Annotated in this window: 14 protein-coding genes; 7 read left to right on the forward strand and 7 right to left on the reverse strand. The window is 33.3% G+C overall.

Features of this window, described 5'->3' with window-relative positions; all coding sequences use genetic code 11:
- Window positions 1–22: 22 nt before the first annotated feature.
- The 3 genes from AB3G39_RS01150 to AB3G39_RS01160 are packed head-to-tail and all read right to left on the reverse strand — an operon-like array spanning window position 23 to window position 3,006.
- A complete protein-coding gene (locus tag AB3G39_RS01150) occupies window positions 23–1,051 on the reverse strand; it encodes an asparaginase (RefSeq protein WP_367773090.1) in 1,029 nt (342 codons plus the stop codon).
- Window positions 1,051–2,178, reverse strand: a complete 1,128-nt coding sequence (locus AB3G39_RS01155) for a 1-acyl-sn-glycerol-3-phosphate acyltransferase (protein ID WP_369765822.1) — start codon at window positions 2,176–2,178, stop codon at window positions 1,051–1,053. The genes AB3G39_RS01150 and AB3G39_RS01155 overlap by 1 nt, the downstream gene beginning before the upstream one ends.
- A 60-nt stretch (window positions 2,179–2,238) precedes the next feature.
- Window positions 2,239–3,006, reverse strand: coding sequence for a TatD family hydrolase (locus tag AB3G39_RS01160; RefSeq protein WP_369769651.1), 768 nt, complete (start codon window positions 3,004–3,006; stop codon window positions 2,239–2,241).
- A gap of 94 nt (window positions 3,007–3,100) precedes the next feature.
- On the opposite strand from AB3G39_RS01160, the gene AB3G39_RS01165 reads away from it, so the two are divergent.
- The gene (locus tag AB3G39_RS01165) at window positions 3,101–3,538 is read left to right on the forward strand and encodes a retropepsin-like aspartic protease (protein ID WP_369752966.1); all 438 of its coding nucleotides are present in this window, start codon (window positions 3,101–3,103) and stop codon (window positions 3,536–3,538) included.
- A 59-nt stretch (window positions 3,539–3,597) separates the two neighbouring features.
- Here the strand turns inward: AB3G39_RS01165 and odhB are convergent, their stop codons facing one another.
- Window positions 3,598–4,815, reverse strand: a complete 1,218-nt coding sequence (gene odhB, locus AB3G39_RS01170; protein ID WP_369769652.1) for a 2-oxoglutarate dehydrogenase complex dihydrolipoyllysine-residue succinyltransferase — start codon at window positions 4,813–4,815, stop codon at window positions 3,598–3,600.
- 182 nt (window positions 4,816–4,997) lie between these two features.
- On the reverse strand, window positions 4,998–7,772 hold the full coding sequence (locus tag AB3G39_RS01175) for a 2-oxoglutarate dehydrogenase E1 component (protein WP_367756638.1): 2,775 nt from the start codon (window positions 7,770–7,772) through the stop codon (window positions 4,998–5,000).
- A gap of 118 nt (window positions 7,773–7,890) precedes the next feature.
- On the opposite strand from AB3G39_RS01175, the gene AB3G39_RS01180 reads away from it, so the two are divergent.
- Entirely contained in the window at window positions 7,891–8,436 is a 546-nt protein-coding gene (locus AB3G39_RS01180; RefSeq protein ID WP_367756636.1) for a hypothetical protein, read from the forward strand.
- Between the two features lie 6 nt (window positions 8,437–8,442).
- Here the strand turns inward: AB3G39_RS01180 and AB3G39_RS01185 are convergent, their stop codons facing one another.
- Together AB3G39_RS01185 and AB3G39_RS01190 are read right to left on the reverse strand one after the other, a co-directional pair.
- On the reverse strand, window positions 8,443–8,796 hold the full coding sequence (locus AB3G39_RS01185) for a hypothetical protein (RefSeq protein WP_367756634.1): 354 nt from the start codon (window positions 8,794–8,796) through the stop codon (window positions 8,443–8,445).
- Between the two features lie 56 nt (window positions 8,797–8,852).
- The gene (locus tag AB3G39_RS01190) at window positions 8,853–9,827 is read right to left on the reverse strand and encodes a polyprenyl synthetase family protein (protein WP_367756632.1); all 975 of its coding nucleotides are present in this window, start codon (window positions 9,825–9,827) and stop codon (window positions 8,853–8,855) included.
- Between the two features lie 169 nt (window positions 9,828–9,996).
- Here AB3G39_RS01190 and AB3G39_RS01195 point away from each other — a divergent pair, with 169 nt between their 5' ends.
- The 5 genes from AB3G39_RS01195 to AB3G39_RS01215 are packed head-to-tail and all read left to right on the forward strand — an operon-like array spanning window position 9,997 to window position 16,789.
- Complete coding sequence (locus tag AB3G39_RS01195) at window positions 9,997–10,539, forward strand: YceI family protein (protein WP_367756630.1); 543 nt, start codon at window positions 9,997–9,999, stop codon at window positions 10,537–10,539.
- 13 nt (window positions 10,540–10,552) lie between these two features.
- Window positions 10,553–11,149, forward strand: a complete 597-nt coding sequence (locus tag AB3G39_RS01200) for a TetR/AcrR family transcriptional regulator (protein WP_367756628.1) — start codon at window positions 10,553–10,555, stop codon at window positions 11,147–11,149.
- A complete protein-coding gene (locus AB3G39_RS01205; protein WP_367756626.1) occupies window positions 11,149–12,492 on the forward strand; it encodes a TolC family protein in 1,344 nt (447 codons plus the stop codon). The genes AB3G39_RS01200 and AB3G39_RS01205 overlap by 1 nt, the downstream gene beginning before the upstream one ends.
- Before the next feature lie 5 nt (window positions 12,493–12,497).
- On the forward strand, window positions 12,498–13,559 hold the full coding sequence (locus AB3G39_RS01210; RefSeq protein ID WP_367756624.1) for an efflux RND transporter periplasmic adaptor subunit: 1,062 nt from the start codon (window positions 12,498–12,500) through the stop codon (window positions 13,557–13,559).
- A 56-nt stretch (window positions 13,560–13,615) separates the two neighbouring features.
- Window positions 13,616–16,789 carry an efflux RND transporter permease subunit gene (locus AB3G39_RS01215; protein ID WP_367773075.1) on the forward strand — a complete coding sequence of 1,058 codons (3,174 nt, stop codon included), beginning with the start codon at window positions 13,616–13,618 and terminating at the stop codon, window positions 16,787–16,789.
- Window positions 16,790–16,847 lie beyond the last annotated feature (58 nt).

Below are 16,847 nucleotides of genomic sequence, written 5' to 3' on the forward strand. Positions count from 1 at the left end.
TTAGAAAAGCAAAATCAATTTATTATGCAATTTCTCCTCTCAAAGAGGTTTCAAAAACTGTTTTAAAAGCATTTGGCGCAATATCATGTCCTAATAGGTACATTAATTTTGTGATTGCAGCCTCAGTGGTAATGTCTTTACCAGAAATAACACCTATTTCTTTTAAAACGGTACTTGTTTCATATTGTCCCATATTCACGCTTCCGCCCGAACATTGAGTAACATTAACAATGTGTATTCCGTCTAAAATTGCTTTGCGCATTAGGTTTAAAAACCAATCTTCGGTAGGAGCATTTCCTGAACCATAGGTCTCTAAAATAATTCCTTTTAAATCTTTTATTGATAAAATACCTGACAAAACTGTTTCACTCATTCCTGGGAACATTTTGACAATAGCCACATTATTATCCATTTTTTTATGAAGCTGCAAAGGCTTGTCGCTGATTTCTGAAAGAAACAATTCAGGATATAATTTTAAATGTACTCCTGACTCCACTAATTCAGGATAATTAGGAGATGTAAAGGCTCTAAAATGTTCCGCATTAATTTTAGTTGTACGGTTTCCTCGGTATAATTTATATTCAAAATACAAACAAACTTCCTGAATAACGGGCTTACCATTTTCCAATAAAGAAGCGATTTGAATAGCGGTAATTAAATTTTCTTTGGCATCTGTACGCAAATCACCTATAGGCAACTGAGAGCCTGTAAAAATGACTGGCTTAGACAAATTCTCTAGCATAAAACTCAATGCAGATGCTGAGTAGGACATCGTATCTGACCCATGTAAAACTACAAAACCATCAAATGAGGCATAATTTTCTTCAATGACAGAACCAATATTACACCACTGTTCTGGATTCATATTGGATGAATCTATTGGATCTTCAAAAGAATAGGTCTCAATTGCACAATCTAGTTGTTTCAATTCAGGTATGTTTTTCAATAATTTACTGAAATTAAACGCCTTAAGTGCGCCAGTTTCAAAATCTTTACTCATCCCGATTGTACCACCAGTATATATCAATAAAATCCTAGCTTTTGTATTCATTAAATGTGTTTTAATTGATTAACAACTGGATTAGCATACATATTCAAAATCCCTTGCAAAGCCACCGGGTTTTCGGCATCTATCCTCATCTCTAATCTACGTTCAAACAGTGATTTTTCATTTTCAGTATATAAATGAGAATAAGTATTCGTTTTATTCAAAATATCATACGCAATGAAATTGGTAGGATAAAGCTTATAATTGCGAAGTATTGCATCATCAATAACTTGAGCTAAAGCTTGTATTTGCTTATTTGAATTTTCAAATTCATTTTTAATACCATCAATTTCTTTATCAAGAACGTCACCAATATGGATATGGATTCGCTTCTTTTGACCCATTACTCCACTAAGAAGCGTCATGAAGTCTTCGTTTTTTTCCTTAATATAAACTTCGTTATTGGCCTCAGCCATTAATTGCGGAATTTTTAAAACATCCGTTGGATCGTATTCGTAAGAAATAGAAACGGGAACAATTTTTATTTTTTTAAAATAATCCATTAAATTTGACTCATCAGAACCCATTCCGAGCATTTTCAAAACACCTGGATTTGTCTCGTCATTCCCATCTTTTGTTCTACCTTCTCTTTGCGCAATCCAAACAGAACGGTTTTCATGTTGCAACAAGTGGCCAATATATTCAGAAAGTGTTTTGGAGCTTAGTAACATTTCCCTTGGTGTCAACCCTCTTTGAACCAAAAAATTACGATTTAGTTTAGCTAACGTATTTAAGAAATCTTTCTTAACCAGATTATCTCCAATTGCCGAAGCTGTCATTACCAATCCATGTTCAAATAATGCAACATTTAGCAGGGTCGTATCCAAAAGGATATCTCTATGATTAGAAATAAACAAATAAGACTCTCCTTTGTCTAATTTTTCAAAACCAGAAGTCGTCAATCCGTCAGAACTTTTTTCTAATACTTTTTGTATCGTATGATAGATAAAATTACATTGGAAATCACGAATAGAATGTGTTTTTCTAAGCTGTTCTTTCCAAACTTCATCATCTGAATCAGGGAAAGTAAAATTCATCATAGCTTTCATCATCGGATGATTCACTACATCTAGAATGGCATCATTAATTTCGGAATCATAAAATGGCCGAATAGCGTCAAATTTTTGCATTTTGGTAATTTTAAGTGGGCAAATGAACAAAAAAAATATCAATTTATAGCGAATTTAGCTTTAAATACCGAAAATTGCTTTAGAATTTTCAGTTGTTATTGCAGCAATAACTTCTATCGGAGATTCATATATCTGAGATAATTTATCAGCTACATTTAACAAATAACTACTTTCATTTCGTTTTCCTCTATAAGGAATAGGGGCTAAATAAGGAGAATCTGTTTCTAACACAATATTTTTTAAATCAATTTGTTTCAAAAACTGATCTATTTTCCCATTTTTAAAAGTCGCAACCCCACCTATTCCTAGTTTCATATTATACGAAATAGCTTGTAAAGCTTGTTCTTGCGTTCCCGTAAAACAATGAAAAATTCCAAACAAATCATCTCCTTTTTCTTGTTCTAAAACTTCAAAAACTTCATCAAAAGCATCTCGGCAGTGAATCACAATGGGTAACCTGTATTTTTTAGCCAATTGAATTTGTTTACTAAAAGCGTCTTGCTGCTCCTTTAAATGGGTTTTATCCCAAAACAAATCAATTCCAATTTCTCCTATAGCATAAAACTTCCTTTTGGCTAATTCTTCTTCTACGTGTTGTAATTCTTCCAGATAATTCTCTTTCACATAGGTAGGATGCAATCCCATCATCAAGAAAACATGATTGGGATGTTTCTTTTCTAACTCATACATTGCATTTGTGCAACTAGAATCTATGGCAGGAATAAAAAAACGAGAAACTCCAGCTTCAATAGCTCTTTGTATCATTTCGTCTCGATCTTGGTCAAATTCTTCTGAATATAAATGGGTATGCGTATCCGTTAGTATCATTCTATTAATTTAAAGAAGCAAAGTTACTATTTTGAATTGTTGTTTTTTTAGATTCTTGGTAATTTAGATTACTTTTGAATATCAGTTTCAAACTATGAAAAACCTCCACGAAGTCTTAAAAAAGGAAAAATATAAAAAAATTAAATTTAAAATTACTAAAACACAACATCTTTTATTAAAGGCAAAGATTAACGGTGTGAAAGGGAATTTTATTTTGGACACAGGAGCTTCCAATAGTTGTATTGGTTTTGAAAGTGTAACCTTATTTCAAGTCGAAGCTGAGGACTCAAAAACATTGGCTTCAGGAGCAGGAGCTACAGGAATGCAAACACAGATGGCTTCGAATAATACGCTACAATTGGGCTTCTGGAAAGATGTTGAATTCAATTTGGTGATTTTTGATTTGTCTCATGTCAATGAAGCATTAATTCAGCATAAATCAAAACCAGTACATGGTATCATTGGCGCCGATGTATTGATGAAAGGAAAAGCAATTGTAGATTATTACAACCATTTTTTGTATTTACTATAATTAAAAAAAAACTGCCTCAATTATTGAGGCAGTTTTTTTTAAAATTTCAAACTAGTAAATTATAGTTCAAAAGCTCTTTTAGGATTGTTGTCTAACAATAATTCCATTGGGTTTTCTAAAGCTTCTTTTACAGCTACTAAGAAACCAACAGACTCACGACCATCAATAATTCTGTGGTCATATGAAAGTGCTACATACATCATTGGGTGAATTTCTACTTTCCCATTTACTGCAATAGGACGCTCGATAATGTTGTGCATTCCAAGAATTCCAGATTGAGGAGGATTGATAATAGGTGTAGACAACATAGACCCAAATACACCACCATTAGTAATAGTAAATGTACCACCAGTCATATCATCAACAGAGATTTGTCCATCACGTGCTCTAATTGCTAATCTTTTGATATCCGCTTCAACACCACGGAACGTTAAATTCTCCGCATTACGAACAACAGGAACCATTAATCCTTTTGGTCCAGATACTGCGATAGAAATATCACAGAAATCGTAAGCAATTTTATAATCACCATCCATCATAGAGTTCACATCTGGATATAATTTTAACGCTCTTGTTACTGCCTTTGTAAAGAAAGACATATATCCAAGACCTACACCAGCATGTTTTGCTTTGAATTCGTCTTTATATTGATTACGGATCAAGTTGATTGGCGTCATGTTTACTTCGTTGAAAGTAGTTAACATAGCCGTTTCATTTTTGGCAGCAACTAAACGCTCCGCTACTTTACGACGCAACATTGATAATTTAGTGCGCTCACTTCCACGGCTTCCTCCTGTAGGAGTTCCCATTGATGGTACTGCATTTACAGCATCATCTTTAGTTATTCTTCCGTCTTTACCAGTTCCTGTTACAGTTGTTGGAGCTATATTTTTTTCGTCTAATATTTTTCTTGCTGCTGGAGAAGGCGTTCCTGAAGCATATGTCGCTGCTGGAGCTGCTGCTACTGGAGCTGGAGCTGCTTTTGGTGCTTCGGCAACTGGAGCTGCTGCTGGTGCAGGAGCTGAACCAGATGGTTTTGTTGCCGCAGTATCAATTAAACAAACTACTGCCCCTACTGCTACTGCATCACCTTCTTCTGCTTTTAATGTGATAATTCCACTAGCTTCTGCAGGTAATTCAAGAGTTGCTTTGTCAGAATCAACCTCAGCGATTGCTTGGTCTTTCTCTACATAATCTCCGTCTTTTACTAACCAAGTTGCAATTTCAACTTCTTTTATAGATTCCCCTGGTGATGGGACTTTCATTTCTAAAATCATCTTGTATAATTTTTAAATTATGAATTTTATTGTTTGAGTTGTTATTGAAACAACTACTGTTTATTGTTTGTTTTATTTTTTAGCCCTGATGGTAGCGGCATCCTTTCTTGTCCTGAATTTAGTTCAGGATCCAGAAACAAGTTCTGGACAAGAAAGATACAGCGTACAGCAGGAAATAGCTTCTAATTGAATAAATTTTTATCAAAAACCATTTTTATCGCATCGGCCTGACGACGTTTTGCTCTTGTGTAACTTCCTGATGCTGATGCTGAATATGCTTTTAACGAAGCTAATCTCCATTTTACCAAGTTGAAGTTCATCAACATAAAGCTGTAAGCTCCCATGTTTTTTGGTTCTTCTTGCGCCCAAACATAATCATCAGCATTAGGATATAATGCAATAATCGCTTTTAATTGTTCTACTGGTAACGGGAATAATTGTTCGATTCTAACTACTGCAACATCTTTACGACCGTTATTTTCTCTTTCGGCTGTAATATCATAGTAGAATTTTCCTGTACAAAAAACCAATGTTTTCACATCTGCTTTATTTACTGCAGTATCATCTATAGTTTCCTGGAAACTTCCGTTTTCTAACTCTTCAATGGTAGATATACATCTTGGGTCACGCAATAAACTCTTAGGTGTAAACACAATTAATGGTTTACGGAATTTTGTTTTCATTTGTCTTCTTAGCAAGTGAAAGAAATTCGCTGGAGTGGTACAGTCGGCCACAAACATATTTTGTCTTGCACAAAGCTGTAAGTAACGCTCCATTCTTCCTGATGAATGTTCAGCTCCTTGCCCTTCATATCCATGTGGCAATAACAACACGATACCGTTTTGATTATTCCATTTATCTTCTCCACAAGAGATGTATTGGTCAATCATGATTTGAGCTCCATTGCTGAAATCTCCAAATTGAGCTTCCCAAATAGTCAACGTATTAGGATTTGCTAAAGCATAACCATAATCAAATCCCAGTACTCCGTATTCAGATAAAAGAGAATTAAAGATATTAAAATTTCCTTTTTTACCTTCTAAGCTATTGATTAATGTTACCTCTTCTTCAGAATCTTCCACTTTTACTACGGCATGACGGTGAGAAAAAGTTCCTCTTTCTACGTCTTGCCCAGAAATACGTACATCATATCCTTCTTGTAATAACGAGCCATAAGCTAAATGTTCCGCCATTCCCCAATCTAATTTATTCGTTTCGAAAAACATCGTTTTTCTGTCGTTGATTAGTTTTTGGATTTTGCTGATGAATTTTTTATCCGAAGGTAAATTACAAACCGCATTGGCTACTTGAGTCAAACCTTCTTTTGAATAAGAAGTTTCAACATTTTGCAACATTTGTTTATCGGTAACTTGCTCAAAACCTAACCATTCATTTCTCATAAATGGAGTTATAATGGTCAAATCTTTTTTACGAGATGCTTCCAAATTCTCTTCCATTCTAGATTTGTATTCAACTTCTAGTCCTTTTACAAAATTAGAATCAATAACACCATCTGCTAATAATTTCTCTGCGTAAAGATCCCTTGGGTTTTTATGCTTCGCTATAATTTTATACAATACGGGTTGTGTAAAACGAGGTTCATCACCTTCATTATGACCGTATTTTCTATATCCTAATAAATCAATAAATACATCACGACCAAATTGCATTCTGAAATCCAAAGCAAAATCAATAGCATGAACTACCGCTTCAGGATCATCTGCATTTACGTGTAATACTGGTGACAATGTTACTTTGGCCACATCCGTACAATAAGTTGACGAACGAGCATCTAAATAATTTGTAGTAAACCCTACTTGATTGTTAATTACAATATGTATGGTCCCACCTGTTTTGTATCCATCTAACTGTGCCATTTGCACAATTTCGTAAAGTATCCCTTGTCCTGCAATCGCAGCATCACCGTGAACGGCGATTGGTAATACTTTAGAAAAATCATTTGGAAAATATTTATCTTGTTTTGCTCTTGTAATTCCTTCAATTACCGCACCTACTGTTTCAAGGTGAGAAGGATTTGGAGCCAAATTGATATTAATTTTTTTACCTGTGCTCGTGATCTTATCAGCAGTGAGTCCTAAGTGGTACTTAACATCCCCATCAAAATATTCTTGATCGTAATCTTTCCCGTCAAATTCTCCGAAGATATCTTGAGTAGACTTCCCAAATATATTTGCTAAAACATTCAAACGGCCACGGTGTGCCATTCCCATTACAAACTGCTCCACTCCTTTTTCGGCTGCTCTTTCGATTAAAGCGTCAAGTGCAGGAATAATAGACTCACCCCCTTCTAGTGAAAATCGTTTTTGTCCTACATATTTAGTATGTAAGAAATTTTCAAAAGAAACGGCCTGATTCAATTTATTTAAAATTGATTTCTTTTCGTCTGCAGAGAAATTAGGCTGATTGTCGTTTACAGTTAGTTTATCTTGAATCCATTGAATAATCTCTGGTTTTCTAATATACATATACTCCACACCAATGTGTTGACAGTAAATGTTATCTAAATGTTTTATTATATCTGTTAATGTACAAGGAGCTATACCTATTACTTTTGCTGCATCAAAAACAGTATTTAAATCTGCAGTTGAAAGACCAAAATTAGTAATCTCAAGTGTTGGCTCAAATGTTCTTCTGTCTCTTACTGGATTAGTTTTGGTGAACAAATGTCCACGAGAACGATATCCTTCAACTAATTTCAAAACATTAAACTCTTTTTGAAGTTTTTCAGAAATTTGAGAATAGTCAACGTTGCCTGAGGTTTCACTGATTATATGCTGAACTGGATTTTCACCGTTATAAGTTTCCATTCCAAAGTCAAAACCTTGAAAAAAACTTCTCCAACTTGGCTCAACGCTATCTGGATTCTCTAAGTACTGATCGTATAATTGTGCAAAAAATTCTGTATGTGCTGCGTTTAAAAATGAAAACCTATCCATAATATTTATTGAATATACTTTTTGTTAAAATAGTTTGGCAAAAGTACAATAATCAACTAAATTTACATTTACTTTTAAATACATTTTATGTATTAAAATGTTAAAAAACTAGATACTTATGAAAAAAAGTGCCTTTATGAGGGTTTCAAAATCAATTTCACTTACCATTATCTTATTTGTTTGCAATAATTTAATTGCTCAACAACAACCTTCTACTCGTAAATCAAGAAGCGATTTTTGGAATCATGTACAGTTTGGCGGTGGCCTAGGTTTAGGTTTTGGATCTGGCTACACAGACATTTCAATAGCACCTAGTGCGATTTACAATTTTAATGAATATGTAGCTTTGGGATTGGGCGCACAATATACTTATATAAAACAGCGAGATTATTACGCCTCCCATTTGTACGGCGGCAGTATTATAGCCTTATTCAATCCTATCAATCAAATTCAACTCTCAGTAGAATTAGAAGAATTACGTGTCAATGTAAATTTAGACGGTTCTAATAGTAATTCTCAAGATTATTGGAATACTGGTTTGTTTTTAGGAGCCGGTTATCGAGCCGGAAATGTCACTATTGGTGCACGTTACAATGTATTACAAGACAACACAAAAAGTGTTTATAGTGACGCCTTCATGCCTTTTGTAAGAGTTTATTTTTAAAATGAACTAACTAAACTTATTTCTAAACCACACTTTTTGCCATTCTCTTTTTAAAACTAAAAAAGAAACCTGTTCCGCAAGCGCAACTAGATCTGAACCATCTAATCTTTTTATCTCTTCTTCAGACACATCAATAATATAAAGAAGATTCAGATATTCGGCAAATTTATACTGAATTAATCTATAGATTTTTTCATGCATTTGAATTTTCAATTCATTAGGTGAGATACTCATTGGGAAATCAATTCCTTCATTTGCCAAATTAAAATCCTTATTAATTTGTTCAATTAACTTAAGATACAATGATTCCCCTTCGGCCTCAGATAACAATAAATCGGTATTTTGTGGAGCTATAAACATCTAAAGTGATTTGTATTTGCGATTCATTGAATTCTTTCAACAATACTAGTTACGCACTAGACCTTCCTATCCATTAAGTTTTCACCAAAGCTCTTTAAGATTGCTTTTTTATCGGCAGTGATATTCATTTTTTCTAATGTATCAAAAGCCTTAAAAGTATATTCTTGAATAGCATCTTGAGTTGCTTTTGATGCACCAGATTTATTAAAAATATCTTTTGCATGATTGACTTTTTCTACATACTCATCTGGTTGAGTTGAAAACAAAGCCATCAATTTATCGCGATCCTCTTTAGAAGAAAAAGAAATTGCTTTCAAGTACAAATACGTTTTTTTATTTTCGATAATATCTCCACCCACTTGTTTTCCAAAAGTCTCCGGATCTCCAAAAGCATCTAGATAATCATCTTGCAACTGAAAAGCCAGTCCCAAATTTAATCCAAATTCATAGATTAAGTTTGCATTTTCATCTGAGGTTTGAGCAACTATAGCGCCCATTTTCATTGCAGCAGCAACAAGAACAGCCGTTTTATACTCAATCATTTTGAGGTATTCCGGAATAGTAACATCAGTACGTGTTTCAAAATCCACATCCCATTGTTGCCCTTCACAAACTTCAAGTGCTGTTTTGCTGAACAACTTCGCTAAGTCTCTAAAAACTAAAGGTTCGTATTGCTCAAAATATTGATAGGCTAAAATAAGCATTGCATCACCGGATAAAATACCAGTATTAATATCCCATTTTTCATGTACTGTTACTTTACCACGTCGTAAAGGAGCATCGTCCATAATATCATCATGAACTAAGGAGAAATTATGAAAAACTTCAACAGCCATCGCTGCAGGAAGGGCTTTTTCATAATTGGCATTAAAAACTTCTGTTGCCATTAGCGTTAATACCGGTCGCATTCTTTTTCCTCCTAGGCCTAAAATATAGGTAATAGGATCGTAAAGATTCTTTGGCTCTTTAGTTATTGACTGTTTTTGTAGGAAATTTATAAAAAAATCTTGGTACTGAAAAATGGCATGCATAAAAAGTAATTTTTGGCTAATTTACTGCATTCACAATTGAATGCAAACTCCTTTTGTTAATGAAACGTTAAAAAAATGGAAAAACAATAGAAAAACAATGGAAACTATTTCGGTATTCAAAGTTTCCATATTACATTTGCCCTCGAAATCAAAACTAGGATTTAAAGTTATGAATACTACTCTACCACTATCAGCAACAAAATGGACTATTGATTCAAATCAATCTGACGTTTTAATAAAAGCAAGACATTCAATAATTGCATATATAGCCGGATCAATTAATAAGTTCAAAGGACACATCGACATTCATGAAAATGCAATTGAAGATGCATCTATTGAATTTTGTTTAGATGTAAACAACAAGGATACAAAACTGGAGCAAATGGACACTCATTTACAACTAAATGATTTTCTAGATATCAATGAGTTCCCATACATCCATTTTAGATCTACATCTTTTCAAAAAATAAACAACAATATTAATTTTCTAAAAGGAGAATTAACAATCAATAATATAACAAAAATAGTTGAACTAGATGCTGAATTTATAGGCATAAAAACTTATAACGGTATCGAAAAAGCTGTTTTTGAAGTGGTTGGTCAAATACAACGAAAAGATTTTAAATTAAGCTCGAACTCTTACAATCACAATGGAGGTATAGCGATGGGGCAAGATATAAAGCTGATTGCCAATTTAGAGTTTTCAGTGTAAAAAGTAAATGAACATGAAAGAGAAAATAATAAAAAAAGCAAGTGAAATGTTTTTAAAATTAGGTTTTAAGAGCATCACAATGGATGATATTGCTGGAGAAATGTGTATTTCAAAAAAAACAATCTACAAGTATTTTTGTAATAAAGAATTACTGATTGAAGAAAGCACAAATGCCATTCATAAAGAAGTACATCAGATTATCGATCAAATAATTACGAATAATTACAACGCAATTGAAGAAAACTTTGAAATTAGAAAAATGTTTAAAGAAATGTTTAAGTCATCCGACACCTCGCCTGTCTATCAATTGAAAAAACATTATCCAGAAATATATGAAAAAGTAATAGATAGAGAAATAAATGAGTGCAATGCCGTTTTTAGAAAAAACATAGAGGACGGAATTAAACAAGGTTTATATCGAAAAAATATTGATACTGAAAACTATACAAAATTTTATTACAACCTCATTTTTAGTATCAAAGGAAGCATTAGCTCAGAAAAAGAAGGTCAAAAAATAGAGCTTGAAATATTAGAATACCACACCAGAGCCATGGCTACTCAAGAAGGACTTATTGAACTAGAAAAACACTTACTTAACCCAGAAATATAATGAGAAAAATAATCATATTAACATTCTTAACTTTTGCCATTACAGCAAAATCGCAAGAAATTAAATCGCTAACGCTAAAAGATGCAATAACTTATGCATTAGAAAACAAAGCAGATGCAAAAAAAGCGAAATTAAAAGTTGAAAATAGCGAATACCAAATTCAAGAAGTACGCGCTAGAGCTTTACCACAAATATCCGCTAATGGAGGGCTTACTTACAATCCAATTCTTCAAACTACATTTTTAGATGCAGGATCTTTTGGAGGTACACCTGGACAAACAATAAAAGCAAATTTTGGACAAAAATGGAGCTCAACAGCTGGACTTTCCTTGACACAAAATTTATTTGATCAGTCCGTATTTACTGGATTAAAAGCTGCCAAATCAACTCGAGAATTCTACCAAATTAATGAACAATTAACAGAAGAACAAGTTATTGAACGCGTAGCTAATAACTATTATCAAGTATATGTACAAAGACAAAATTTAAATGTGCTTGACAGCACTTTTATAAATACAACTAAAGTAAAGAATATTATTAAAGGACAATTTGATAACGGACTCGCTAAGAAAATTGATTTAGACAGGATATTGGTGAAAATTTCAAACATAAATACACAACGTCAACAAGTTTTGAATGCCGTACAAATTCAAGAAAATGCCTTAAAATTTTATATGGGAATGCCAATTGAGACTAAAATTGAAATTCCCCAAGCTGCATTTGAAGTAAGTCCCCAATCATTTACTGAAACTCCAAACACAGAGACTCGAACTGAGTTTTTGTTAATGAAAAAGCAAGAGCAATTACTAGAATTTCAAAAAAAGTCAGTAATAGCAGGTCTCTACCCAACACTATCTCTTACAGCGGGATATAACTACATCGGACAAGGACCAAAAATGCCTTGGGGAGGAAAACCTACTGACGGTGTATATTGGTCTGATTTCTCTTCCGTGGGATTGAATTTAAAAGTACCAATTTTTTCAGGTTTTGAAACCCGATCAAAAATAAGAAAAGCAGATGTGGAACTTCGATCTTTACAAGAAGATTTAAAGGATACAAAATTGTCTCTTGATCTGGATTATGCTAATGCCAAAACACAAATAGACAACAGTATGATAACTATTCAAAATCAAAAAGCAAATGCGCAATTGGCAAAAGAAGTTTTAAGTAATACTAAAAACAATTATGTTCAAGGTTTAGCTTCTTTAACAGATCTACTGGACGCAGAAAACGCATTTACTGAAGCACAAAATAACTATACAGCTGCAATATTAGATTACAAACTAGCAGAAATACAATTAATCAAATCAAAAGGAGAACTAAAAACACTTATAAATAACTAATAAAAATGAAAAAAAACATACTAATCGGAATAGTAATTATAGCTGCTTTAGGACTTATAGCATATACTCTAACAAGTAATAAAAAAGAGAACGAAGCAAAAACTGCTATTGTTGCAGAAAAAAACGCTAGTGTTACCGTAAAAATAAACCCTGTAAAAACAGAAGAAATTTCTTTGGATTTTTCTGTAAATGGTAGTTTTGAACCATTTCAAGAATTAAACTTCTCTGCCGAAAAACCAGGAAGAGTTGTTAGAGTACTTGTGGATGAAGGTTCAAGCGTTAGAATAGGTCAAACATTAGCTATTGTACGAAGCGAATCAATAAATGCTGATTTACAAACTGCTGAGGCAGCATACCAAAATGCAGTAACGGATTACAATCGTTTTGAAAATGCTTATAAAACTGGTGGTGTTACCAAACAACAATTGGATCAAGCAAAACTAAGTTTAGTAACTTCTAAGTCAAGATTACAGCAAGCCAAAGTAAATATTGGAGACACAAACATCAAGTCAACTATAAATGGAATTGTAAACAAAAAATACATTGAACCAGGTTCAGTATTAGGAGCTGCAACTCAAATGTTTGAAATTGTAAATGTATCTAAATTAAAACTAAAAGTATCCGTAAACGAAAGCCAAGTTGCTAGTTTAAAGCTAGGAAATGCAGTAAACGTTACAGCTAGTGTTTACCCTGACGTTACCTTTTCTGGTAAAATAACTTTTATCGCACCAAAAGCAGATTCAAGTTTAAGTTTTCCAGTAGAAATAGAAATAGCAAATAATTCCAACAATGATTTAAAAGCTGGTATGTATGGAACTGCTGAATTTGCTTCAAAACAACAAAAACAATCTATGATGACCGTTCCTAGAAATGCTTTTGTAGGAAGTGTGAGTAGCAATCAAGTTTTTGTAGCTGAAAATGGAATCGCCAAACTAAAAACCGTTACTGCTGGAAGAATTTTAGGAGACAAAGTAGAAATCATAAATGGGTTGTCAGACGGTGAAAATGTTATTGTAACTGGACAAATTAATCTACAAGACGGCAATAAAGTGGAGATCATAAAATAATTTAAAAAATGAATTTTAAATTTTAAAATCCATTTCACGACTTACAACTAAAAAATATGAAATTAGCAGAAATATCTATAAAACGTCCCTCGTTAGTAATCGTATTATTTACGATTCTAATCCTAGGTGGACTCTTTAGCTATAGCCAATTGGGCTACGAATTGATTCCTAAATTCGAACAAAACGTAATTACTGTTTCAACAATATATCCTGGAGCTTCTCCAAGTGAGGTAGAAAACACAGTAACTAAAAAAATTGAAGATGCAATTGCTTCTTTAGAAAATATTAAAAAAATTGATTCTAAATCATACGAAAGTTTGTCAATTGTATCGATCTCTTTGAATTCAAATGCCGATGTCGATATTTCGATGAACGACGCACAGCGTAAAATAAATGCCATAATAAGTGATTTACCAGATGATGCTAAAGCACCATCGCTTTCTAAATTCTCATTAAGTGATTTACCAATTATGACTATTGGTGCTAATGGAAAAATGGATGAAGCCGCTTTTTATGATTTGATTGATAAAAAAATAGCTCCTGTATTATCTCGTGTTACTGGTGTAGCACAAGTAAATATTGTGGGTGGTCAAGAACGTGAAATTCAAGTGAATTTGGATGCCGTTAAAATGCAAGGTTATGGTCTTTCCATTCCCCAAGTACAGCAAACTATTTTAACTTCCAACCTGGATTTCCCAACAGGAAACATACAAACACGGGAACAAAAAATATTAATTCGTCTTGCTGGAAAATATAAAAGTGTTGAAGAATTAAGAAATCTTGTGGTTTCTTCAAATGGTGGAATTCAAATTAGATTAAAAGACATCGCTGATGTTCAAGATGCACAGAAAATTGCTGAAAAAATATCTCGTGTAGACCAAAAAAGTGCAATTATTTTACAAGTAATAAAACAATCTGATGCCAATGCAGTTGCAGTAAGTGAAGAATTGGTTAAGAGTATCAACCAATTAGAAAAAGATTATAAAACGAATGATGTAAAACTAGAAATAGCTAAAGACAGTACAATATATACTTTAGAAGCAGCAGATTCTGTACTTCATGATTTATTAATTGCGGTTATCTTGGTAGCCTTTGTAATGTTGTTTTTCCTGCACAGTATTCGTAACTCATTAATTGTAATGGTTTCAATACCTGCTTCATTAATTGCAACCTTTATAGGAATTTACCTTTTAGGATATACGTTAAACTTAATGAGTTTATTAGGACTATCACTCGTTGTTGGTATATTAGTTGATGATGCAATTGTGGTGTTAGAAAACATTTACCGTCACATGGAAATGGGTAAAAATAGAATTCGAGCTTCCTATGACGGTACAGCTGAAATTGGTGGAACAGTAACTTCGATTACTTTAGTAATTGTGGTGGTGTTTTTACCAATTGCAATGAGTTCTGGTCTGGTTTCTAATATCATTACACAATTTTGTGTGACCGTGATTATCTCAACATTGCTTTCCCTTTTGGCTTCCTTTACCATTATCCCTTGGTTGTCTTCTCGTTTTGGAAAATTAGAGCATATTGAAGGTAAAAACTTGTTTGGAAGAATTATTCTTGGTTTCGAAAGCTATTTAACACGTTTTATCAACTGGATTTCAGGTTTACTAACTTGGTGTTTGGATCATTACAAAACTACATTAGCAATTGTTCTATTAATATTTTTTAGTTCTATTGCACTAATTCCTGCAGGATTTATTGGTGGTGAGTTTTTTGCAGCATCAGATAGTGGGGAATTTTTAGTTCAAATTGAAATGCCTAAAGATGCGTCATTAGAACAAACTAATTTCATGACCCAAAAAGCAGAAGCATTTTTGAAAAAAGAACAATATGTTTATAGCCAAATTACAACAGTTGGACAAACAAGTGAGGGAATGGGTGCTTCACAGGCCACTGCTTATAAATCGGAGATTGATGTAAAAATGATTGACCAAAAAGAGCGTACAGATGGAGCATCAGTTTATGCCGCGAAAATCAAACGCAAATTGGAAAAAGTATTAGTTGGAGCAAAAGTAAAAACCGTTCCAGTTGGTATTTTAGGAACAGCTGAAAATGCAACACTTGGATTAATTGTTACGGGACCTTCAGTAGAAAGTGCCATGAAGTTTGCTAAATTAGCAGAAGCTGAATTGCGCACTATTCCTGGTACAACTGAGATCAAATTGACTGTTGAGGATGGAAATCCTGAAATCAATGTTCAAGTAGATCGCGATAAAATGAGCGCATTAGGACTAACTCTTCAAACCGTTGGTATGACAATGCAAACTGCATATAGCGGTAATACTGATGGTAAATTTAGAGCAGGAGAATATGAATACGATATCAATATTAAATACAATGCTTTTGATCGAAAAAGTATTACAGATGTTAGTAACCTAATTTTTATCAATAATGCGGGTCAACAAATTAAACTATCACAATTTGCAACTATTAGTGAAGGTTCTGGTCCTAGTCAATTAGAACGTAGAGATAAAACAGCATCTGTTACCGTTCAAGGACAAAATGTAGGAGTTCCTGCTGGTACTATTGTAGCTGAATGGCAAGTAAAACTAGATAAATTAGAAAAACCTGTAGGTGTAAATTACATTTGGGGTGGTGATCAAGAGAACCAAAGTGAAGGTTTTGGAACATTAGGTATTGCTTTATTAGCAGCTATTATACTGGTTTATCTTATTATGGTTGGTTTATATGATAGCTTTGCACATCCATTTGTTGTATTGTTTGCAATTCCCTTATCGTTTATTGGAGCTCTACTAGCCCTAGCATTGACTAACAATACATTGAATATATTTACCATTCTTGGTATCATTATGTTAATTGGATTAGTTTGTAAAAATGCGATTATGCTTGTCGATTATACCAACCAGCGAAGAGCTGCTGGTGAAACAATAAGAACAGCATTAATTCAGGCCAATCATGCACGACTTCGTCCCATTTTGATGACGACCATTGCAATGGTTTTCGGAATGTTCCCAATTGCATTAGCTTCTGGTGCAGGTGCAGGATGGAAAAATGGTTTAGCTTGGGTAATCATTGGTGGACTGATCAGTTCTCTTTTTCTTACGCTAATCGTAGTTCCTGTGATTTATGAAATCATGGAAAAAATAATTGCTAAGTTCAGTAAAGGAGAAAAAATAGATTACGAAGCAGAAATGGTTGCTGACTATGAGCATAAAGAATTGAGTGAAGATGGATTTAATCCAAAACATACACTGTAATACCTTAATTTAATTTATAATTCTAAAAACCTGTTCATTAATTTGAACAGGTTTTTTT

Source organism: Flavobacterium sp. WC2416 (genome assembly GCF_041200095.1).
Classification (GTDB): Bacteria; Bacteroidota; Bacteroidia; order Flavobacteriales; family Flavobacteriaceae; genus Flavobacterium.

Bases quoted from the DNA above. Each gene is read 5' to 3' on its own strand.
- AB3G39_RS01150 (WP_367773090.1), bottom strand. From the start codon at position 1,051: ATGAATACAAAAGCTAGGATTTTATTGATATATACTGGTGGTACAATC.
- AB3G39_RS01155 (WP_369765822.1), bottom strand. From the start codon at position 2,178: ATGCAAAAATTTGACGCTATTCGGCCATTTTATGATTCCGAAATTAAT.
- AB3G39_RS01160 (WP_369769651.1), bottom strand. From the start codon at position 3,006: ATGATACTAACGGATACGCATACCCATTTATATTCAGAAGAATTTGAC.
- AB3G39_RS01165 (WP_369752966.1), top strand. From the start codon at position 3,101: ATGAAAAACCTCCACGAAGTCTTAAAAAAGGAAAAATATAAAAAAATT.
- odhB (WP_369769652.1), bottom strand. From the start codon at position 4,815: ATGATTTTAGAAATGAAAGTCCCATCACCAGGGGAATCTATAAAAGAA.
- AB3G39_RS01175 (WP_367756638.1), bottom strand. From the start codon at position 7,772: ATGGATAGGTTTTCATTTTTAAACGCAGCACATACAGAATTTTTTGCA.
- AB3G39_RS01180 (WP_367756636.1), top strand. From the start codon at position 7,891: ATGAAAAAAAGTGCCTTTATGAGGGTTTCAAAATCAATTTCACTTACC.
- AB3G39_RS01185 (WP_367756634.1), bottom strand. From the start codon at position 8,796: ATGTTTATAGCTCCACAAAATACCGATTTATTGTTATCTGAGGCCGAA.
- AB3G39_RS01190 (WP_367756632.1), bottom strand. From the start codon at position 9,827: ATGCATGCCATTTTTCAGTACCAAGATTTTTTTATAAATTTCCTACAA.
- AB3G39_RS01195 (WP_367756630.1), top strand. From the start codon at position 9,997: ATGAATACTACTCTACCACTATCAGCAACAAAATGGACTATTGATTCA.
- AB3G39_RS01200 (WP_367756628.1), top strand. From the start codon at position 10,553: ATGAAAGAGAAAATAATAAAAAAAGCAAGTGAAATGTTTTTAAAATTA.
- AB3G39_RS01205 (WP_367756626.1), top strand. From the start codon at position 11,149: ATGAGAAAAATAATCATATTAACATTCTTAACTTTTGCCATTACAGCA.
- AB3G39_RS01210 (WP_367756624.1), top strand. From the start codon at position 12,498: ATGAAAAAAAACATACTAATCGGAATAGTAATTATAGCTGCTTTAGGA.
- AB3G39_RS01215 (WP_367773075.1), top strand. From the start codon at position 13,616: ATGAAATTAGCAGAAATATCTATAAAACGTCCCTCGTTAGTAATCGTA.